This is a genomic window from Streptomyces sp. NPDC042336 (assembly GCF_055581985.1).
Genome location: NZ_JBVJEA010000009.1, coordinates 83,409 through 104,581 on the forward strand (window position 1 = coordinate 83,409; position 21,173 = coordinate 104,581).

14 protein-coding genes are annotated in these 21,173 nt (G+C 72.9%); 10 read left to right on the plus strand and 4 right to left on the minus strand.

Translation table 11 applies throughout. From position 1 onward, the window contains the following. Window positions 1-9: 9 nt before the first annotated feature. Window positions 10-2,787, minus strand: a complete 2,778-nt coding sequence (locus ACZ6IM_RS20605) for a lysylphosphatidylglycerol synthase domain-containing protein (RefSeq protein WP_052840809.1) — start codon at window positions 2,785-2,787, stop codon at window positions 10-12. A gap of 185 nt (window positions 2,788-2,972) precedes the next feature. Between ACZ6IM_RS20605 and ACZ6IM_RS20610 the strand changes: the two genes are divergently transcribed. The 5 genes from ACZ6IM_RS20610 to nudC all read left to right on the plus strand — a co-directional run bounded on the left by ACZ6IM_RS20610 (window position 2,973) and on the right by nudC (window position 13,350). Continuing rightward, window positions 2,973-3,380 carry an MGMT family protein gene (locus ACZ6IM_RS20610; protein ID WP_052840808.1) on the plus strand — a complete coding sequence of 136 codons (408 nt, stop codon included), beginning with the start codon at window positions 2,973-2,975 and terminating at the stop codon, window positions 3,378-3,380. A 266-nt stretch (window positions 3,381-3,646) separates the two neighbouring features. After that, complete coding sequence (locus ACZ6IM_RS20615; protein WP_469558031.1) at window positions 3,647-7,159, plus strand: ATP-dependent helicase; 3,513 nt, start codon at window positions 3,647-3,649, stop codon at window positions 7,157-7,159. A gap of 158 nt (window positions 7,160-7,317) precedes the next feature. Continuing rightward, a complete protein-coding gene (locus ACZ6IM_RS20620) occupies window positions 7,318-10,821 on the plus strand; it encodes a UvrD-helicase domain-containing protein (RefSeq protein WP_469558034.1) in 3,504 nt (1,167 codons plus the stop codon). Window positions 10,822-10,831: 10 nt separating this feature from the next. Continuing rightward, window positions 10,832-12,244 carry a dipeptidase gene (locus tag ACZ6IM_RS20625; protein ID WP_469558036.1) on the plus strand — a complete coding sequence of 471 codons (1,413 nt, stop codon included), beginning with the start codon at window positions 10,832-10,834 and terminating at the stop codon, window positions 12,242-12,244. 161 nt (window positions 12,245-12,405) lie between these two features. Then, window positions 12,406-13,350 (plus strand): NAD(+) diphosphatase, encoded by a 945-nt coding sequence (gene nudC, locus ACZ6IM_RS20630; RefSeq protein WP_052840804.1) that lies wholly within the window; start codon window positions 12,406-12,408, stop codon window positions 13,348-13,350. Between the two features lie 92 nt (window positions 13,351-13,442). Here the strand turns inward: nudC and ACZ6IM_RS20635 are convergent, their stop codons facing one another. Then, on the minus strand, window positions 13,443-13,685 hold the full coding sequence (locus ACZ6IM_RS20635) for a mycoredoxin (protein WP_030400692.1): 243 nt from the start codon (window positions 13,683-13,685) through the stop codon (window positions 13,443-13,445). 194 nt (window positions 13,686-13,879) lie between these two features. Here ACZ6IM_RS20635 and ACZ6IM_RS20640 point away from each other — a divergent pair, with 194 nt between their 5' ends. The 4 genes from ACZ6IM_RS20640 to ACZ6IM_RS20655 all read left to right on the plus strand — a co-directional run bounded on the left by ACZ6IM_RS20640 (window position 13,880) and on the right by ACZ6IM_RS20655 (window position 17,448). After that, complete coding sequence (locus ACZ6IM_RS20640; RefSeq protein WP_469558040.1) at window positions 13,880-16,087, plus strand: ATP-dependent DNA helicase UvrD2; 2,208 nt, start codon at window positions 13,880-13,882, stop codon at window positions 16,085-16,087. A 164-nt stretch (window positions 16,088-16,251) separates the two neighbouring features. After that, window positions 16,252-16,584 (plus strand): hypothetical protein, encoded by a 333-nt coding sequence (locus ACZ6IM_RS20645; RefSeq protein ID WP_052840802.1) that lies wholly within the window; start codon window positions 16,252-16,254, stop codon window positions 16,582-16,584. A 175-nt stretch (window positions 16,585-16,759) separates the two neighbouring features. Further along, window positions 16,760-17,128 (plus strand): WhiB family transcriptional regulator, encoded by a 369-nt coding sequence (locus ACZ6IM_RS20650; protein WP_109033321.1) that lies wholly within the window; start codon window positions 16,760-16,762, stop codon window positions 17,126-17,128. Beyond that, window positions 17,125-17,448, plus strand: a complete 324-nt coding sequence (locus ACZ6IM_RS20655) for a hypothetical protein (protein ID WP_052840800.1) — start codon at window positions 17,125-17,127, stop codon at window positions 17,446-17,448. The genes ACZ6IM_RS20650 and ACZ6IM_RS20655 overlap by 4 nt, the downstream gene beginning before the upstream one ends. 106 nt (window positions 17,449-17,554) lie before the next feature. Here the strand turns inward: ACZ6IM_RS20655 and ACZ6IM_RS20660 are convergent, their stop codons facing one another. Both ACZ6IM_RS20660 and ACZ6IM_RS20665 read right to left on the minus strand, forming a co-directional pair. Beyond that, a complete protein-coding gene (locus tag ACZ6IM_RS20660) occupies window positions 17,555-18,967 on the minus strand; it encodes an ABC1 kinase family protein (protein WP_052840799.1) in 1,413 nt (470 codons plus the stop codon). Continuing rightward, window positions 18,960-20,174, minus strand: coding sequence for a TOMM precursor leader peptide-binding protein (locus ACZ6IM_RS20665; RefSeq protein WP_469558047.1), 1,215 nt, complete (start codon window positions 20,172-20,174; stop codon window positions 18,960-18,962). The genes ACZ6IM_RS20660 and ACZ6IM_RS20665 overlap by 8 nt, the downstream gene beginning before the upstream one ends. A 269-nt stretch (window positions 20,175-20,443) precedes the next feature. Here ACZ6IM_RS20665 and ACZ6IM_RS20670 point away from each other — a divergent pair, with 269 nt between their 5' ends. Next, window positions 20,444-21,040, plus strand: a complete 597-nt coding sequence (locus ACZ6IM_RS20670) for a M48 metallopeptidase family protein (protein WP_052840797.1) — start codon at window positions 20,444-20,446, stop codon at window positions 21,038-21,040. Window positions 21,041-21,173 lie beyond the last annotated feature (133 nt).

Below are 21,173 nucleotides of genomic sequence, written 5' to 3' on the forward strand. Positions count from 1 at the left end.
CGTGTCCGGTTACAGGGCCTCTTTGCGCGTGAGGTGGTTGAAGACCAGCCAGCCCGGCAGCACCGGCAACCACAGGGTGAGCAGCCGGTAGAGCAGCACCGCGGGCGCGGCCACCTCCTTGGGGAGGCCGACGGCGATCAGACCGACCGTCAGCGTCGCCTCCACCGCGCCCACACCGCCCGGCGTCGGCGCGGCGGACCCCAGGGCGTTGCCCGCGAGGAAGACGACCGCGACGCTCGCCAGACTGATCGACGAGGAGTCGTCGCCGAAGGCGCGGATCGAGGCGTCCAGGCACATCACGAAACAGGCCGTGAGCAGCAGCATGCCGCCGATGCCGGTGATCAGCTTCTGCGGCCGCTGCAGCACGTCCAGCATGCGCGGCACGACCCCGGCGAAGAGCGACCGCACGCGCGTGACGACGAATTTGCGCAGGAACGGCACCGACGTCACCACGAGCACCAGGACCGCCACGGTCAGCAGACCGGCGATGACCGTCCTGGACGGCGACAGCGACGGCGTCTTCTCGGTCCCGGTCAGATAGCCGAAGGAGAGCAGCATCAGGATGTGGCAGCCGAGCCCGAACAGCTGGGACGCGCCGACACTCGCCACCGCGAGCCCGGGGCGCACGCCCGCGCGTTGCAGGAAGCGGGTGTTCAGGGCGACGCCGCCGACCGCGGCGGGCGCGACGATCTTCACGAACGACCCGGCGACCTGCGCGGCCACGGTCCGCAGGAACGGCACTCTCTCGGGCACGAACCCCAGCAGCGACATCGCCGCCGCGACGTAGCTCGCCGCCGAGAACAGCACGGCCGCCGCCACCCAGCCCCACTGGGCGTTCGAGATCAGGGGGCCGAACTCGATGTGGGTGAGCTGCGTCAGCAGGAAGTAGGCGCCGATCGCACCGGCGATGAAGCTGATCAGCGTGCGCGGCCGCACCCGCTCCAGCCGGGCCGGCTCGACGGGGGCCTGCGGCCTGATGCGCAGCACCGCGTGGCGGATCTGGGTGAGCAGGTCCTCCTCGCGCGCCTCCTCGATGGCCTCGTCCACGGCCCGCTTCTCGGCCCGCTGCTCGGCACGTACGGCCTTCTTGTCCGGTTTGTCGGTCTGGGTGGCCTTGTCGGTCTGCTGCGACGTGTGACTCGTGGCGTCGTGTCCGGCCGCCTCCGCGCGGGCCAGCTTGGCCTGCCGGGACGACTCCAGCACCGCCTCGCGCTCGCGCTGGGCCCGTTCCCGCGCCAGTCTGCGCAGGGTCGCGCGCGTGGAGCGGCTGAGCGCGATGGGCTGAAGCATGGGCAGGCAGTCCGCCACCGTGTCGGGGCCGAGGACACCCACCGCCGACGCGACCGCGCGTTCGGCGCCGACCCGCAGGCCGAGCGTCACCAGGAGCTGGGAGATGTCCATGCGCAGCAGCAGGTCGCCGGCGGCGATCTCGCCGATGCGCAGGTCGGTGATGATCACCGTGCCGGAACGATCCACCAGGATCGCGTCGCCCACCAGCCTGCGGTGCGCGATGCGCCGGGACTGCAGCGCCCGCACCTGCTCCCAGGTCTCGCGCAGCAGGTCGTCGGTGATCTCCTCGTCCGCCAGTGAGTCCAGGGAGCGCCCGCCGGTGTGCTCGTAGACGAGCATCACGGCGTCGGGACCCAGCTCGGACGTCGCGATCAGCTTGGGGGCGTTGGCACCGGCCGCGATGGCCGCGTAGGCGAGCAGAGCCTCCTGCTCCAGTGCCTGGCGCAGGGAGGGAAGGCTGCTGCGGGTGGCGAAGCCGCGCAGCGTCAGGTTGCGCCACGCGCGGTAGAAGAAGCCCTGCGCCTGCTGCTCGCGGTCCACCACCGTCACGTCGAGCGGCCGGCCGTCCTCCAGGGTGACGAAGTAGCGGCGGCCGCGGTCGCCGGTCTCGACGCTGTCGGACGGAGCTTCCTGCCGGGCGGCGGTCACCGGCCGGAAGCCGACGTGCCGCAGGCCCGCCATCAGAGTCCGGCCGGTGGGGCGCACGTTGGGGGAGCCGACGGCGTACAGGGTGCCGTAGGCGACGGTCCAGCCGATGAGGACGGTCAGGATGATCGAGAACGGCGTCGTGTAACCGGTGACGAGCATCGAGAAGGCGTCGAGGAGCAGCACGATCCACAGCACCGCGCGCCAGCGGGGTCTGCGGGACATGCCGACGGCCGTCATGTACGCGATGACCGGGGCGAGGTAGCCGTGCACGGGGTCGGTCAGCGCGTGGATGTCACCTGGAGACGGCTGGGTGAGGGCCTCCTGGATGGAGCCGGGGGCGGCCTTGGCGACCCACAGGTCGGTGGCGAGGGTCACTCCGTGCGCCAGGACGGCCGCCAGTACGCCGTCGGCGATCCGCAGCCCGTCCCGTTTGATTAGCCTCTCGATCGCGAACGCGACGGGCACCAGGAGGATCGCGATGCTGGAGGCCAGTCCCGCGATCTTGATGAGCAGGTCGGGAGCCTGACCGGTGCCCTTGTTGATGTCCTGTTCGAGGCCCGACGTGGTGCCGTGCGCGAAGGCGGCGATGGCCAGCAGTACGGCGACGGCGAGTACGCCCACCAGGAGGCGCACCAGGTCGGAGGGGCGGTGCACGCGCGCGGGGAGCAGCGGTTCGTCGCCCTCGACCTCGTCGATGTGCGCCACGTCGTCGGGGTCGGCGGCCGTCGCCGACGGGCCCTCGGCCGCCCGCTCGCCGGTCTCCTGGTCGTCCGCGTCCGCGGTGTCCGCGCGCGAGGAAGCGTCAGAGGTGCCCTCGGCGTCCTCGGGGTGCACACCCTGCTGCTTCATCGCCTCTTCTTGCTCTCGTATCACTGGTCACCGCCCGCACGATGGTGGCATGCCGCGTCGGACTCGGCAGGCATCAGGGTGCCCGTGCGGGCCGCACAGTCTGCCCGAAGCGCCGCTCGTGGGCGAGGGACGCGGGCCTTCGGGAGGGCGTCGCGTTGTCGGCGGGGTGCGGCAGGATGGGGCGGATGAGCGAGCAGAGCCTTCCGGACGGCGACCGTCCGGAGAACGCGGACGCGCTGCCCGAGTACGCCGAGCGGGTCCTCGACGTGACCGAAGTGATCCCGCCGGGCCGCGTCATGACGTACGGGGACGTGGCCGAGTACCTGGAGGAGGGGGGTCCCCGCCAGGTCGGCCGGGTGATGTCCCTCTACGGGGGAGGCGTCCCCTGGTGGCGTGTCGTCCGCGCGGACGGGGTCCTGCTCGCGGGGCACGAGCTGGAGGCGCTCGACCGCTACCGGGAGGAGGGCACTCCTCTGAAGGAGGCGAGCAGAGCCGCAGAGGGCCACCTGCCGCGCCTCGACCTGAAGCGGGCGCGGTGGGACGGCGGTGGACGCTCGCAGGAGCACGGCGGACGCGCACAGGGTCACACCTGACAGCTTCCGCCATCCGACCGGCCGATGTGTGACCTGTGATCCGTACGAGGTAAACCGGGCGCTTCGGGCATGTCCGTGGCATGACGTACGTTCGTGGGGCAGGGGGCGTACGCGCCAGGAGTGACCCGGGGGAAGAAGGGGAAGCACTGCTTCCGCCTCTTCCGTCGGCGTAGCGTCGGCCGCACGCGTCCCCCTCATCCCGCGGTCACCGCCCCACCCTCGGCGCGGACGGCCCACCAGCACACCCACCAGGACCGGCGAACCACGTGAGCTCCTCTTCCTCCACCGGACACCCGTCGCACCCCCAGGTGCGACGGGGGAGCCGTGGCGCTTACCGACTGGTGCGTACCCCGCCGGCACGCGTGGACCCCCCTCGTCTGGACGCCGCACAGCGCGCCGTGGTTGACCACCGGACCGGACCGCTGCTCGTGCTGGCGGGGCCGGGCACCGGCAAGACCACCACCCTGGTCGAGTCGGTGGCGGACCGGATCGCCAGGGGCGGCGACCCCGAGCGCATCCTGGTGCTGACCTTCAGCCGCAAGGCTGCCGTCGAACTGCGCGACCGGATGGCGCTGCGCATGGGCGCCGCACGGGCCCCCAGGGCGACGACCTTTCACTCCTTCGGTTACGCCCTGGTCCGTGCCCACCAGGACAGCGACCTGTTCGTGGAGCCCCTGCGGCTGCTGTCCGGCCCGGAGCAGGACGTGACGGTGCGCGAACTGCTCGCGGGCCAGGTGGACCTGGAGCGGCTCGGGCTGGCCCATGTGCGCTGGCCCGACGAACTGCGGGCCTGCCTGACCACACGCGGCTTCGCCGACGAGGTCCGCGCGGTGCTCGCCCGCAGTCGCGAACTGGGACTCGGCCCGGACGCGCTCGGCGCCTTCGCCCGGCGCATCGGCCGCCCCGACTGGCGCGCCGCCGCCCTCTTCCTCGCCGAGTACCTCGACGTGCTCGACCTCCAGGGCGTGCTCGACTACGCGGAACTGGTCCACCGCGCGGTGCTCCTCGCCCGCCGCCCCGAGGTCGCCGCGCGCCTGACCGCCCAGTACGACGCGGTGTACGTCGACGAGTATCAGGACACCGACCCGGCCCAGGTACGGCTGCTGCACGCCCTGGCGGACGGCGGGCGCACCCTCGTAGCCTTCGGCGACCCCGACCAGTCGATCTACGCCTTCCGGGGCGCGGACGTGAACGGCATCCTGGACTTCCCGACCGCCTTCCCGCGCGCGGACGGCCGTCCGGCGCCGGTCGAGGTGCTGCGTACCTCGCGCCGGTCCGGCGCCGACCTGCTGGCCGCCACCCGGCTGCTGACCCGACGCATGCCGCTGACCCGCCTCCCCGCCGACAAGGTCCGCGCCCACCGCGAGCTGACCCCGGCGCGGGACGGCGGGCGGGTCGAGGTGTACACGTACCCGACCTCCGGCACCGAACTGGACAACATCGCCGACATCCTGCGCCGGGCGCACCTGGAGGAGGGTGTCCCGTGGAGCGACATGGCCGTCCTGGTGCGCGCCGGTTCGCGCGCCATCCCCACGCTCCGCCGTGTCCTCACCGCGTCCGGCGTCCCCCTGGACATCGACGGCGACGACCTCCCCCTGCGCCACGAGCCCGCGGTGGCGCCGCTGCTGACGGCGCTGCGAGCCGTGGCGGAGGCGGAGACGCGGGCAGGGGAGCGGCCCGGGACCGACGCGGCCGAGCGGGCCGTACCCGAGGCGGCGTCCGCGGACGTATCCGACCTGGACCCCGAGCCTGTGGCCGACGCCGACGCCGACGCCGACGCCGACGCCGACGCCGACGCCGACGCCGACGCCGACGCCGACGCCGACGCCGACGCCGACGCCGACCCCGACGCGGAGCCGGCGCGCGGTGAAGGCGCGCACGGCGCGGACGATCCGTGCTGGCTGCCCACCGAGACCGCCCTCGCCCTGCTCACCTCCCCCCTCGCCGGGATGGACGCCGCGGACCTGCGCCGCCTCGGCCGTGCCCTGCGCGACGAGCAGCGCGCCGCCGGCAACCCGCTGCCGCCGCCCTCGGACGAACTGCTCGCGCGGGCGCTGGCCGAGCCCGAGCGGCTCGCCGTGCACGACCCCGCGTACGCGCGCGGCGCCCAGCGGCTCGGCGCGCTGCTGCGCACGGCACGTGAGCGCCTGGCGGGAGGCGGCAGCGCCGAGGAGGCGCTGTGGGACCTGTGGGACGGCACCCCGTGGCCCACCCGCCTGGAACGCTCCGCCCGGCGCGGCGGTGCGGCCGGGCGCAACGCCGACCGCGACCTGGACGCCGTGTGCGCGCTGTTCGCGACGGCCGCCCGCGCGGAGGAGCGCACCGGTGGCCGGGGCGCCCTGAACTTCCTCGAGGAGATCGACGCCGAGGACATCGCGGCCGACACCCTCGCGCGGCGTGCCGTACGCCCCGACGCCGTTCGCCTGATGACCGCCCACCGCTCCAAGGGGCTGGAGTGGCGGCTGGTCGTCGTCGCCGGTGTCCAGGAGGGCCTGTGGCCGGACCTGCGCCGTCGCGGCTCCCTCCTGGAGGCCGACCGGATCGGCCGCGACGGACTCGCCGAACCCCTCACCCCCGGGGCGCTGCTCGCCGAGGAGCGCCGCCTGTTCTACGTGGCCGCTACGCGCGCGCGTGAGCGACTCGTCGTGACCGCGGTGAAGGCACCGGCCGACGACGGGGACCAGCCCTCCCGGTTCCTGACCGAACTCGGCGTCGAACCCGCCGACGTCACCGGCCGTCCGCGCCGCCCGCTGGCCGTCGCGGCGCTCGTCGCGGAACTGCGGGCCACCACCGTCGACCCCCGCGTCTCCGCGCCCCTGAGGGAGGCCGCCGCACGCCGTCTGTCCCGCCTCGCCGCGCTCACCGACGAGGACGGCCGCCCCCTGGTGCCGTCAGCCCATCCCTACCGCTGGTGGGGCATGTGGGACCCGACCGAGAGCAAGGTGCCCCTGCGCGACCGCGACCAGCCCGTCACCCTCTCCGGAAGCGCCCTGGACCAGTTGGCCAACACCTGCGCCCTGCAGTGGTTCCTCGGCCGCGAGGTGAAGGCCGACGCGCCCGCGACCACCGCCCAGGGCTTCGGCAACGTGGTGCACGTACTCGCCGACGAGGTGGCCTCCGGACACACCCCGGCCGACCTCGCCGTCCTCATGGAGCGCCTGGACTCCGTCTGGAACGCGCTCGCCTTCGACGCGCCGTGGAAGTCGGCCCAGGAGAAGGCCAACGCGCGCGTGGCGCTCGAACGCTTCCTGAAATGGCACGTCATGGACCGTGCCGGGCGCACCCCGGTGGCGAGCGAGCACGACTTCGACGTGACCCTGGAGGCGGGCGACTACGAGGTGCGCATCAAGGGCCAGATGGACCGCGTGGAGGCCGATGGCGACGGTCGCGCCTACGTCGTCGACTTCAAGACCGGCAAACAGGCGCCCACGTCCTCGGAGGTGGCCCGCCACCCCCAGCTCGCCGTGTACCAGCTCGCCGTCCGCGAGGGCGCTGTCGACGAGGCCTTCGACGGCGTACGCCCCGAACCGGGCGGCGCCGAACTCGTCCACCTGCGCCAGGGCGCGCCCCAGCGGGACGGCGGCGAGACCCTGCCCAAGGTGCAGACACAGGAGTCCCAGCAGGGGCCGGAGGGCGAGTGGGTCGGCGACCTGCTGGCCACGGCCGCGGGCAAGGTCCTCGACGAACGGTTCACCCCCACCACGGGCCAGCACTGCACCCACTGCGCCTTCCGCGCGTCGTGCAGCGCGCGGCCCGAGGGGCGACAAGTCGTGGAGTGAGCGACGGGAGCCGGGGACCGGAGCATGGGACCGGCCCGGGGCCGCCGCAGCCGAGCGGCCGGTGTGACACGTCGCACCACACGGGCTGACCTGCGCTTCCTTCGACCCGGGAGGACATCCGGCACCCGCTGTCAGTGCGCGCCGCTAGCCTCTGAGACGTGCCCGCCCACATCACCGATCCCGAGCAGCTCAAGGAGCTCCTCGGCATCCCCTTCACCCCGGAGCAGACGGCCTGTATCGTCGCGCCGCCCGCACCGCAGGTGATCGTGGCCGGAGCCGGGTCGGGCAAGACCACGGTGATGGCGGCCCGCGTGGTGTGGCTGGTGGGCACCGGCCAGGTCGCCCCGGAACAGGTCCTGGGCCTCACCTTCACCAACAAGGCGGCCGGCGAACTCGCCGAACGCGTCCGCAAGGCCCTGATCAGAGCGGGCGTGACCGACCCCGACGTGATCGACCCGGACCACCCGCCGGGCGAGCCGGCGATCTCGACGTACCACGCCTTCGCCGGCCGCCTCCTGACCGACCACGGCCTGCGCCTCGGGCTGGAACCGACGTCCCGTCTGCTCGCCGACGCCACCCGCTACCAGCTCGCCGCGCGGGTCCTGCGCGAGGCCCCCGGGCCCTATCCGGCGCTCACCCGGTCCTTCGCCGACCTGGTCAGCGACCTCCTCGCGCTCGACGCCGAACTCGCCGAGCACCTCGTACGCCCCGAAGAGCTGCGCACCTGGGACGCCGGCCTCCTGGACACCCTGGAGGGCGTCCGGCTCAGCAACGCCGAGCTGCGCAAGGTCCCCGAGGCCGCCGCCGCCCGCCGTGAACTGGCCGACCTGGTCATCCGCTACCGGGCCGCCAAACGCGAGCGGGACCTGCTCGACTTCGGCGACCAGATCGCCCTGTCCGCCCAGCTCGCCGGAGTCCCCGAGGTGGGCCGCGTGCTGCGCGACGAGTACCGGGTCGTACTGCTCGACGAGTACCAGGACACCTCCGTGGCCCAGCGCATCCTCCTGGCGGGCCTGTTCGGCGGCGGCACCGGCCATCCCGTGACCGCCGTGGGCGATCCCTGTCAGGCGATCTACGGCTGGCGCGGCGCCTCCGTCGCCAACCTCGACGACTTCCCCGAGCACTTCGCCCACGCGGACGGACGGCCCGCGGCCCGTCAGGCGCTCAGCGAGAACCGCCGCAGCGGCGGCCGGCTCCTCGACCTCGCCAACGGCCTCGCCGAGCCGCTGCGCGCCATGCACGCGGGCGTGGAGGCCCTGCGGCCCGCACCGGGCGCCGAGCGCGACGGCATGGTCCGCTGCGCCCTGCTGCGCACCCACGCCGAGGAGATCGACTGGATCGCCGACTCCGTCGCCCACCTCGTGCGCACCGGCACGGCACCCGCTGAGATCGCCGTCCTGTGCCGCACGGCGAGCGACTTCGCCGAGATCCAGAGCGCGCTGGTGGCCCGCGACGTCCCCGTCGAGGTCGTCGGCCTCTCGGGGCTGCTGCACCTTCCCGAGGTCGCCGACCTGGTCGCCGTCTGCGAGGTCCTCCAGGACCCGGGCGCCAACGCCTCCCTGGTCCGGCTGCTCTCCGGACCGCGCTGGCGCATCGGCCCGCGCGACCTGGCCCTCCTGGGCCGCCGCGCCCGGCTGCTGGTGAGCCACGCGCGCGTGGAGGGCGACGACGATCCCGACCGGAGGCTCGCCGAGGCCGTCGAGGGAGTCGACCCGTCCGAGGTGATATCGCTGGCGGACGCCCTGGACACCTTCCTGGAGACGCCGCTGGACGGCACCGGGGACGACGACGGGCTGCCCTTCTCGCCGGACGCGCGCGTCCGCTTCGCCCGGCTGGCCACCGAACTGCGCGAACTGCGCCGGGCCCTGTCCGACCCGCTCATGGACGTCCTGTACCGCGTCCTCGCCGTCACCGGCCTGGAGGTCGAGCTGTCGGCGTCCCCGCACGCCCTGGCGGCGCGCCGTCGCGAGACCCTGTCCAACTTCCTCGACGTCGCCGCGTCCTTCGCGGCGAGCGACGGCGAGGCCACCCTGCTCGCCTTCCTCGGTTTCCTGCGCACCGCCGCGCAGTACGAGAAGGGCCTGGACAACGCGCTGCCCGGCGGCGAGAACACCGTCAAGGTGCTCACCGCGCACAAGTCCAAGGGCCTCGAGTGGGACGTCGTCGCCGTGCCCGGCCTCGTCACCGGCACCTTCCCCAGTGGCCAGGGCCGCGAGAAGTGGACCGCCCAGGGCAAGGTGCTGCCGCACGGCCTGCGCGGCGACGCCGAGACCCTGCCCGACGTCGCCTCCTGGGACTCCCGCGGTCTGAAGGCCTTCCACGAGGCCATGAAGGACCACCAGCACACCGAGGAGCTCCGCCTCGGCTACGTCACCTTCACCCGCCCCCGCTCCCTGCTCCTCGGCTCCGGCCACTGGTGGGGGCCCAGCCAGAAGAAGCGCCGCGGCCCCTCGGACTTCCTCACCGCCCTGTACGAGCACTGCGCCGCCGGACACGGCGAGATCGAGGCCTGGGCGGACGAACCCGCCGAGGACGAGGAGAACCCGGCCCTGCACCGGGCGACCGTCGACGAGGTCTGGCCCCTGCCCCTGGACGACGAGGCACTCGCCCGGCGCCGGGCCGCAGCCGAGACGGTCCTCGCCCACCTGGACGCCCTCGCCTCCGGGGAAGGCGGCCTCCCCTCCGACCCCGACCCCGACCCCGACACCTACGCCGACCCGGACTGGCCACCGCCCCCGGAGGACGACGGGGCACTCGCGGAGGAAGCGGACCCCGACCGGGCGGGGGACCCCGCCGACTGGGACACCTGGACCACGGACCGCCCCGTCACCCCGCAGCTGAGCCCCACGGTCCCGCACCAGGCGGCGCCCCCCGAACAGCCGCCGGGCGCCGCACCCGCACCCGCCTTCCCCGCACACGTCCCCGCTCGCCTCACGCCGGAGGAGGCCCGCACCGTCGCCTCCTGGGACCGCGACCTCGACGCGCTCACCGGCGAGCTCCTGCGCGCCCGCGAGAGCGTCACCGAAGTGCACCTTCCGGCGTCGCTGACCGCCTCCCAGCTGCTGAGCCTGGCCGCCGACCCGGACGGCTTCGCCCAGGAGCTGGCCCGCCCCATGCCCCGCCCCCCGCAGCCCGCCGCCCGTCGCGGCACCCGCTTCCACGCCTGGGTCGAGGCCCGGTTCGAACCTCTGACGCTCCCCCTGCTGGAACCGGAGGAGCTGCCCGGCGGCGACGCCGAGATCGCCGACGAACAGGACCTGGAGTTCCTCAAGGACGCCTTCGAGCGCACCGAGTACGCCCGCCGCACGCCCTTCCGCGTCGAGGCGCCCTTCCAGCTCTCGCTCGCCGGCCGGGTCGTCCGCGGCCGCATCGACGCCGTCTACAAGCAGGGCGACGGGGACACCGCGACGTACGAGATCGTCGACTGGAAGACGAACCGCGCCGCCACCGCCGACCCGCTCCAGCTCGCGCTCTACCGCATCGCCTGGGCCGAGCAGCAGCACGTGCCGCCCGCCTCGGTGACGGCGGCCTTCCTGTACGTGCGCACCGGCGAGGTCGTACGGCCAAAGGGGCTGCCGGACCGGGCGGCGCTGGAGAAGCTCCTGCTGGCCGAGCCGGTCGGTGACGAACCGCACGATCGGGGTGTCCGCGCGGGCCGATAGGCTCGTAAGCATGAGCCACCCCGTTGACAATGCTGTCAGCGCTGTCCGCACGTACATCGAACAGCACCGCGCCGCCTTCCTCGACGACCTCGTCGACTGGCTGCGCATCCCGTCCGTGTCGGCCCAGCCCGATCACGCGTCCGATGTGCGCCGCAGCGCCGACTGGCTCGCCGCCAAACTGAAGGAGACCGGCTTCCCGACCGCCGAGGTCTGGCCCACCCCCGGCGCCCCCGCGGTCTTCGCCGAGTGGCCCTCCGGGGACCCGCAGGCGCCGACGGTCCTCGTCTACGGCCACCACGACGTACAGCCCGCCGCCCGCGAGGACGGCTGGCACAGCGACCCCTTCGACCCCGTCGTCCGCGAGAACCGTCTCTACGCGCGCGGGGCGGCCGACGACAAGGGGCAGGTGTTCTTCCACACACTCGGTGTCCGCGCCCATCTCGCCGCCACCGGCCGCACCGCCCCCGCGGTCAACCTCAAGCTGCTGATCGAGGGCGAGGAGGAGTCCGGCTCCCCGCACTTCCGGGCCCTCGTCGAGGAGCGCGCCGAGCGGCTCACCGCCGACGCGGTGGTCGTCTCCGACACCGGCATGTGGTCCGAGGACACCCCCACCGTCTGCACCGGCATGCGGGGCCTCGCCGAGTGCGAGATCCACCTGTACGGGCCGGATCAGGACATCCACTCGGGCTCCTTCGGCGGCGCGGTCCCCAATCCGGCCACCGCCGTCGCCCGCCTCGTGGCCGCCCTGCACGACGAGCACGCGCGCGTGGCGATCCCCGGCTTCTACGACGGGGTGGCCGACCTCACCGACCGCGAACGCGAGCTCTTCGCCGAGCTGCCCTTCGACGAGCGGCAGTGGCTGCGCACGGCCAAGTCGTACGCCGCCCACGGCGAAGCCGGACACACCACCCTGGAGCGCGTCTGGGCCCGCCCCACCGCCGAGGTCAACGGCATCGGCGGCGGCTACCAGGGCCCCGGCAGCAAGACCGTCATCCCGTCGTCCGCCATGGTGAAGCTCTCCTTCCGCCTCGTCGCGGGCCAGGACCCGGACCACGTCGAGAAGGCAGTCCGCGCCTGGGCCGCCGACCGGGTCCCGCCGGGCATCCGCTGCGAGATCACCTTCGGCTCCGCCACCCGCCCGTGCCTGACGCCGCTGGACCACCCCGCCCTGCGGTCCGTGGTCCGCGCCATGGGCCGGGCCTTCGGCGAACCGGTCCGCTTCACCCGCGAGGGCGGCTCAGGACCGGCCGCCGACCTCCAGGAGGTCCTCGGAGTGCCGGTGCTCTTCCTCGGCATCTCCGTCCCGTCCGACGGCTGGCACGCCCCCGACGAGAAGGTGGAACTGGATCTGCTCCTCAAGGGCGTCGAGACCTCCGCCCACCTGTGGGGCGATCTGGCGGAGCACTGGCGTCACGCACCCTGAGCACCGCGCACGGTCCGGGACCCGACCGGCGTCGCGCGCGGCACACTGGAAAGGCCGCCCCGCACCGCCGAGCCCTCCCGGACCCGGTCACCGCCCGCCGTACGAACCGCTGAACCCGCCTGCCGAACCTGAACCGCTCACCGGGGGAGTTGGAAGCACCCGTGACCACCTGGACCGACCACACCGCCGACCGTCCCATCTCGCTCACCGCTCCCAGCGGCATCGACCGCGCCGCCCACCACCGCCTCGACGAGGCCTGGCTCGCGGCGGCGTGGAGCCACCCCTCGACGCGCTGCTTCGTGGTCTCCGGCGGCCAGGTCCTGATCGACGAGACCCCCGACGGGGCCACCGAACTCGTCATGACCCCCTCCTTCGAGGCCCCGCTCACCGAGGCGCACCGCTACTTCCTCGGCACCGACGAGGACGGGACCAGCTACTTCGCCCTCCAGAAGGACTCCCTGCCCGGCCGCATGGACCAGTCCGCCCGCCCCGCGGGCCTGCGCGAGGCGGGCCTGCTCCTGTCGCCCCGGGACGCGGGACTGATGGCCCACGCGGTCGCCCTGGAGAACTGGCAGCGCCTGCACCGGTTCTGCTCCCGCTGCGGCGAGCGCACCGTCATCGCCGCGGCCGGACACATCCGCCGGTGCCCCGCCTGCGGTGCCGAGCACTACCCGCGCACCGACCCGGCCGTGATCATGGCGGTCACGGACGAGGAGGACCGGATCCTGCTCGGCCGGCAGGTGCACTGGCCCGAGGGCCGCTTCTCGACCCTGGCCGGTTTCGTGGAGCCCGGGGAGTCCATCGAGCAGTCGGTGCGCCGCGAGGTCCAGGAGGAGGTCGGCGTCACCGTCGGTCCGGTCGAGTACGTCGCGAGCCAGCCGTGGCCCTTCCCGTCCAGCCTGATGCTCGGGTTCATGGCCCATGCCACGTCGACCGAGATCAACGTCGACGGGGACGAGATCCACGAGGCCCGCTGGTTCTCCCGCGAGGAACTGGGCGCCGCCTTCGACTCCGGAGAGGTGCTGCCGCCCTACGGCATCTCGATCGCGGCCCGCCTCATCGAGCTCTGGTACGGCAGGCCCCTGCCGACGCGCAGCGCCTTCTGAGCCCGACGTCACAAAGGGGGCGGCCCCCTCCCGTTTCGGGAAAGGACCGCCCCTCTACGACTTCTGCGGCCGGCTGTGTCCCGGCCTGCCGGCTACGCGCCGATCTTCTGCTTCACCTGCGCCAGCGACGGGTTCGTCAGCGTCGAGCCGTCGGGGAAGAGCACGGTCGGCACCGTCTGGTTTCCGCCATTCGCCTTCTCCACGAACGCGGCGGACTCCGGGTCCTGCTCGATGTTGACCTCGGTGTACGCGATGCCCTCGCGGTCCATCTGGCTCTTCAGCCGACGGCAGTAGCCGCACCACGTGGTGCTGTACATCGTCACAGTGCCCGGCATGTCTCTCGTGCTCCTTCGGCGACTCGGGGAAGCGGCGGCTCGTGGATGAGGTCGCAGGAGGTGAACGTCCGTGGCGGCGCGACCATTCCCGCCACCCTTGCCGTCGCGTGATACCCGTCGCACCGGTACGACTATCGGTGCGTGCCTGTGGACAACCGACTCACCCGTCTCGCGAGACCTGGCAGCATGGCGGTGTGACAGCAGCAACGCACTCCACCCTCTTCCCGCAGGTACCGGACTCGGCCGACGCGGTGCTCGAAGGGCTCGACCCCGAGCAGCGCGAGGTGGCGACCGCCCTGCGCGGCCCGGTGTGTGTGCTGGCGGGAGCCGGTACGGGCAAGACCCGGGCGATCACCCATCGCATCGCCTACGGGGTGCGGGCCGGGATCCTCCAGCCCTCCAGCGTGCTCGCCGTCACCTTCACCAACCGGGCGGCCGGTGAGATGCGCGGCCGGCTGCGCCAGCTCGGCGCCGGCGGTGTACAGGCCCGCACCTTCCACTCGGCGGCGCTGCGGCAGCTTCAGTACTTCTGGCCGAAAGCGATCGGCGGCTCCCTGCCCAGGCTCGTCGACCGCAAGATCCAGCTCGTCGCCGACGCGGCCGCCGCCTGCCGCATCCGCCTCGACCGGGGCGAGCTGCGCGATGCCACCGCGGAGATCGAGTGGTCCAAGGTGACCCAGACCGTCCCCGCCGACTACGCCCTGGCGGCGGCCAAGGCCGGCCGTCAGGCGCCCCGCGACCCGGCGGAGATCGCGCAGCTGTACGCCGCCTACGAGGACCTCAAGCGCGCACGCTCGGTCATCGACTTCGAGGACGTCCTGCTGCTGACGGTGGCCGTCCTCCAGGACCGGCACGACGTCGCCGAGCAGGTCCGCGCCCAGTACCAGCACTTCGTGGTCGACGAGTACCAGGACGTCAGCCCCCTGCAGCAGCGTCTGCTGGAGCTGTGGCTCGGGGACCGCGACGACCTGTGCGTGGTCGGCGACGCCAGCCAGACGATCTATTCGTTCACGGGAGCAACCCCCGATCATCTGCTCGACTTCCGCGGCCGCCACCCCGGCGCCACCGTCGTCAAGCTGGTCCGCGACTACCGGTCCACCCCTCAGGTCGTCCACCTGGCCAACGGTCTGCTGGCCCAGGCCCGGGGGCGGGCCGCCGACCACCGACTGGAGCTGGTCTCCCAGCGCCCCGCGGGCCCCGAGCCCGTCTACACCGAGTACGCCGACGAGCCGGCCGAGGCCGAGGGCGCGGCCCGCCGTATCCGCGAGCTCATCGACTCGGGTGTCCCGGCCGCCGAGATCGCCGTCCTGTTCCGCACCAACTCCCAGTCCGAGACCTATGAGCAGGCGCTCGCCGATGCCGGGGTGCCGTACCAGCTGCGGGGCGCGGAGCGCTTCTTCGACCGGCCCGAGGTGCGCAAGGCCGGCAGCGCCCTGCGGGCCGCGGCGCGCTTCGGCGGCAACGACTCCCTCCTCGACGACGTCGTCGACCTGCCCTCGCAGGTGCGCGCGGTGCTGTCCGGGGAGGGCTGGACGACCCAGCCCCCGGCCGGGTCGGGTGCCGTGCGGGAGCGCTGGGAGTCGCTGGCCGCCCTGGTCGGTCTGGCCCAGGACTTCGCCGCCGCCAGAGCGGGAGCCACCCTGAGCGATCTGGTCGTGGAACTCGACGAGCGGGCGGGCGCCCAGCACGCCCCGACGGTGCAGGGCGTCACCCTCGCCTCCCTGCACTCGGCCAAGGGGCTGGAATGGGACGTCGTGTTCCTGGTCGGCGTCGCCGAGGGCGTGATGCCGATCACCTACGCAAAGACCGACGAGCAGATCGAGGAGGAGCGCCGCCTCCTCTATGTCGGTGTCACCCGCGCGCGTGAACGCCTGCACCTGTCCTGGGCGCTGGCCAGGTCGCCCGGCGGGCGGCCCAGCCGCAGACCCAGCCGCTTCCTCAAGGGGCTGCGACCCGGTTCGGGCACGGCGGGCGGGCGAGCGGCCGCCGGGGGCGCCGGAGGCGTGGAGCGCGGGGTCCGCGGCGGCCGTGGCGGTGCCGAGGCCGCCGCGCCGAGACGGACCCAACGGACGCCGGCCCGCTGCCGGGTCTGCGGACGCACACTCACCGACGCCGGTGAGATGAAGCTGATGCGCTGCGAGGGCTGCCCGTCCGACATGGACGAGGGCGTCTACGAGCGGCTGCGCGAGTGGCGGGCGGTGCAGGCGGGACGCAGCGGACAGCCCGCGTTCTGCGTCTTCACCGACAAGACGCTGATGGCGATCGCCGAGTCCGTCCCGGAGGACGAGCGGGAGCTGGCCCGGATCCCAGGAGTCGGGGCCCGCAAGCTCAACCGCTACGGGGCCGATGTCCTGGCCATCTGCGCAGGCCAGGAAGGTGTGGGGCTTGACGAGGGCGACTGATACAAACTCGTCGAAAAAATAGTTTGCGCATGCCCCGGGAATCCCCATAGGTTCTTGGTCACGGGAACAGCGGCCTTCCCGGAGGCCCTGAATCCGTGTTGTACTTGCATATCCGCGGACTGGTTCGTCCCAGTCCCCCGAGACGCCGAGAGGAGGCGAGTCCAGTGATCAGCATCAACAGCAGCTTCGTCGTCAGCTCCACCGCCAAAATGACCGATCGCTCGGCCGTCTCCCTGTGCATGCTCGGCGCTTCTCACTCGGGCACCGGTCTGTCCGGCATTCGTGCCGCGCGTCCGGCCGCTGCCGCCGCTGCCCCCGCGGGCCTTCCCGTCCGTGAGCGCAATGAGCGACCGACCAAGGCACTGGAAGCAGCAGTAGAGGCACAGGCGCAGGCCTATGCCTTTACGGCGACCGGTGCCGGATTCCGGAAGCAGACGACGCAGCACCACCTGATGTGGGCCTTCCGTGGGCCAGAACCCTGGAGTGATCCAGCCTGATCGTCGATCAGGCCGGCGCCTTCAGGGCCGCGGAACCCCACCCGGGATCCGCGGCCCTTCTGTTTGTTCCCGAACGGGGGCGACAGCACGAAGGAGCCTCGGGACAAGAAAAGAACCCGGTACCAAGCCGCCACCCGGTCAACCGGCCGGAACGAACAGACGAGGAAGACCACCCGTGCAACTCGAAGCGCACGCCCCGTCCGTACCGCCTTCCGACACGATCCCCAAGCCCTGTTCCACGGAGGACTCCACCTTGACCCCGCTCACCGCGCTCACCGCGCTCGACGACGCCATCGAGAACCTCGGCGTGCCCGTCCCCTGCCGCTCCTACGACCCGGAGGTCTTCTTCGCCGAGTCGCCGGCGGACGTGGAGTACGCCAAGTCCCTCTGCCGCACCTGCCCGCTGATGGAGGCCTGCCTCGCCGGGGCCAAGGAGCGGCGTGAGCCCTGGGGCGTCTGGGGTGGAGAGCTGTTCGTCCAGGGTGTCGTCGTCGCCCGGAAGCGGCCCCGTGGCCGCCCGCGCAAGAACCCGGTTTCGGCATGAACACCACAGGAACGATCGACCGCCCCCTCACGTACGACCCCCAGAAGCAGGCCCCGATGAAGCCGTCCACCCACGACATCGCAGGCACCGTGCCTGAAGACTTCACCACCAGCGGCGCGAAGGACTCGCGTCAGAACAGGACCCGCGAGATGCAACTCATCCCAGAAGCCCTGGCACGTGCGCATATGCACGACCGCCTGCACGAGGCCGAGCAGGAACGCCGGGCACTGCGCCTGGCGACCGCTCGCCGGATGCAGCGCCGGGCGGAGCGCGCCTCGCTGCGCGCCCGGCGTGCGCTGGCCATGGCGGTCATGCAGTAACCGACACACCTGAAGCGGTGGTCTCCCGGCGGGAGACGAAGCTCCGCACACGGGGGCCGGTCCGTCCGAACGGGCCGGCCCCCACGGCGTGTTCGGCCCCGCTGGATCAGGCCTCCGCGGCCGTCTCCTCCGCCTCGTACACGTCCTCGCCGTCGGCGGCGTCCTCGTCCGTTTCCTCGCCCTCGTCCTCGGCGAGGAACCCGACCAGCCACTCCTCCAGCTCGTCGCGCAGCCGCACGGTGGCCCCCAGTTGGCACAGCACACCGATGGTGCTCAGGGTCACGCGATGGATCAGGAGGTACGCCGGCGGCAGGTTGAGCTGCTTGGCCAGCTGGTACGCGGGGGAGCGCGGGTCACCGATGCGGGCGGCCTGGCTCCGCATCCAGCCGCGGGTGAAGGTGAACGCGTCGGCCCTGGCCGGCTCGATGATCGGCAGGAGGTAGTCGAGAACGGCGTCGGGGTCCAGCTCTATCGACTCCTTGACGAAGCCCTCCTCGCAGAGCATCTCGTAGACGGCCTCCGCCTCGCCGTCCAGCGTCATGCGCAGGGCCTCGCCGATGGGCTCGGGCAGGCCGTCCGGGAGGCGGTCGACCGTGCCGAAGTCCAGGACGCCAAGGCGCCAGTCGTCCTCGCCCTGTGGTCCGCCGGGCAGCAGACGGAAGTTGCCCGGATGCGGGTCGGCGTGCAGGAGCCCGGTGCGCGCGGGACCGGAGAACAGGAAGTGGGCCAGCAGCTGGCCGGCCCGGTCGCGCTGCTCCTGCGTACCGTTCGAGATGATCTCCGACATCGGGATGCCGTCGATCCACTCGGTGATCAGCACCTGCTCGCACTGGTGGACGACGTCCGGCACCACGATGTCCGGGTCGTCGTCGAAGACCTCGGCATGTGTCCGCTGGGCCTGTGCCTCCAGGTCGTAGTCCAGCTCCTCCGAGACCCGGTCCTTCAGCTCTGTGATCAGCGGCTTGATGTCCATGCCGGGGACCAGCGGGCCGAGCAGACGGGCGAAGCGGCTGAGCTGGTTCAAATCGGACAGCAGGGCCTCGCCGGCGCCCGGGTACTGCACTTTGACCGCCACCTCACGGCCGTCGTGCCACACCCCACGGTGCACCTGGCCGATCGAGGCGGCCGCGGCGGGCTTGTCCTCGAACTCCACGAACAGGTCCTGCCAGTCCTCGCCGAGCCGCTCCGCGAGCACGGAGTGCACGGTGCGCGTCGGCATCGGCGGTGCCGCCTCCTGCAGCTTGGTCAGCGCGGCCCGGTAGGGGCCTGCGACCTCCTCGGGCAGCGCAGACTCGAACACGGACAGGGCCTGCCCGAACTTCATCGCCCCGCCCTTGAGCTCGCCCAGCACCTTGAACAGCTGGTCCGCGGTGCGCTGCTGCAGTTGCTGGCCGACGATCTCCGCGGACTCGCCCACGATTCGCTTGCCCAGCCCCCAGGTGGCCCGCCCGGCGAAACCGAGCGGAAGCGCGGCGAGCTTGGCGGTCCGGGTGACCGCCTTGCGCGGAAGATCAGACATGCGCCCTCCAAGTCCCAGCCGGCCGTGTCGGTTCCGCCTCGTGGCGCACTTCCGTCGACGGCCCTTGCCCAGCCATTGTCGCGCGCCGCTCCCCGTACTCGGTGATGTGTTCCTGCTTACCTTTCCCGGCCGCTCCGCAGGGGCACCCGGGGTGCGGCCGGATCGGCCGCACATGCCATCGCAGACCGGGCAGCGTGACCTCCCAGCGTGCGCCGGTGCTCGACGGCGTCCGGCCGTCCAGGAAGGCGAGCGCGTGAGCCGCCGCGAAGGCGGCGACGGTCGTGGCGAGGGTGAGGTCACAGGGCGGAACCCGGCGCTGCCGGCCGGAGCGCCACTGCGCCACGAGTCGCGGCCAGGCCGGGTCCCGGTCGGTGCGATCGGCGTGCAGACATCCGGCGCACCCCGTCTCACCGGGCAGGACGAGGGGGCCGACGACGCCGGTTCCCTCCACCACACCGGCGTACAGGTGGGGCGTGCCGGAGGCCATCAGGGACTCCGCGGCGGCGGGGTCGGGTGTGTGCACCGCGACATCGTCGCGCGGGGCGACGACCATCAGGGAGAGGCCCGGGGCGTCCTCCTCGGCTGGTGTCGTCGGGCCCCGACGTGGTGGGCGGTCGGGGGCGGCCCGGCGGACGACCCGGCGGGCCGTCTCGTCCCGGCGGTCGCCGACGGACTCGGCGGGCAGGCCGCCCGGAGCGACGTCCCACGGCTCGACGCGTCCACCGTCGCGGACGTCGATCTCTCCGACGCCCGCGCCCGACAACAGTCCCGCCAGCACCGCGCCCACCCGTCCCGCACCCCTCACGCCCACCCGCAGGGCGCGTCGGGCGGCCAGGTGTCTGATCGCGTCGCCCGGTTCCGAGGTGGTCAGGGACAGTGAGGCCAGGTCGGGACGGAGCCTGTCGAGGACCTCCTTCTTCTCCCGCAGGGCGTCGGCGGCCGGCCCGCCGCCCCGGGCGTCGTCGAGGAGACCGGCCCGCGCCAGTCGCTCCACGACCCGGTCGACATGCCCGTCCGGCAGGTCCATACGGTGCGCCGCCTCCCGCAGGAGCGCCGGGCCACGGGTGCCGTTGAGCAGTTCGAGGAAACTGCCCGTCGCCGTGTCCACCGGTGCCAACGTCAGCGCGTGCGCCGGTGTCATCCCGAACTGGACGGTGTTGAGATCGCGCCAGCCGCGCCTGAGCGCGGGTTTCACCATCGGATGCATGCCAGGTCCCCCGTTGATCCTGCGGCGTCTTGCCGTGTTCTGCCGTGTCTTCCCGCGTGTTCCTGCGTGTTCCTGCGCTTCGGTATCCGGTCGCGAATCCGTCCGCGAGTGCCAGCATGCCCGGATGCGCTCAGGGGCGTCGAAAGTTGTCCACAGGCAGTGGGTATTCGTCGTACGAATCAACCGCGCAGCTCCCAGGACGAGTGGTGGATCGGCACCGATGCGTCCGGAGCCGGGACTTCCCCGTGTGCAGCGGGTAACGTCGTGGCGTGTCCGCCGACCCACTGCACCGCGCCGGGGTGCCCCCGCGCACACCGACGAATCCGCCGCCGAGCGGCTCGGGGACGAGCGCGATCGAGGTGCGCAGGAGCACCCGGCGACGCCGGACGGTATCCGCGTACCGCGAGGGCGATCGCACCGTCGTGCTGATCCCCGCCCGGATGTCCGAGGCCGAGGAGCAACGCTGGGTGAGCGTCATGCTGGACAAGCTGGCCGCCCAGGAGAGCAAGCGCCTCCTCGGCGACGCCGAGCTGGCCGAGCGCGCGGAGCGCCTGTCGGGGCAGTACTTCGAGGGCCGGGCCCGGCCCGCCTCGGTCCGCTGGGTCACCAACCAGAACACCCGCTGGGGCTCGTGTACCCCGTCCGAGGGAAGCATCCGGCTGTCGCACCGCCTCCAGGGCATGCCCGAGTACGTCGTCGACTACGTCCTCCTGCACGAACTGGCGCATCTGCTGGTCCCCGGGCACGGCCCCCGGTTCTGGCGGCTCCTGGAGGCCTATCCGCGGACCGAACGCGCCAGGGGCTACCTGGAGGGTGTGGTCGCCGCGGAACGGCTGCCGCACGTACCCGGCGCCCGCAGCGAGTAGCGGGCGCTGCCCGGGCGGGCGTCCGCCACGGCCCCGCACGGGTTTCGTACCGGGTCTGTACCGGCTTCCTCCGGTGTCCGTGTTTGCCGTTAGCCTGTCGCGACGCACTCACATTCGGATGGGGGACGGTCGT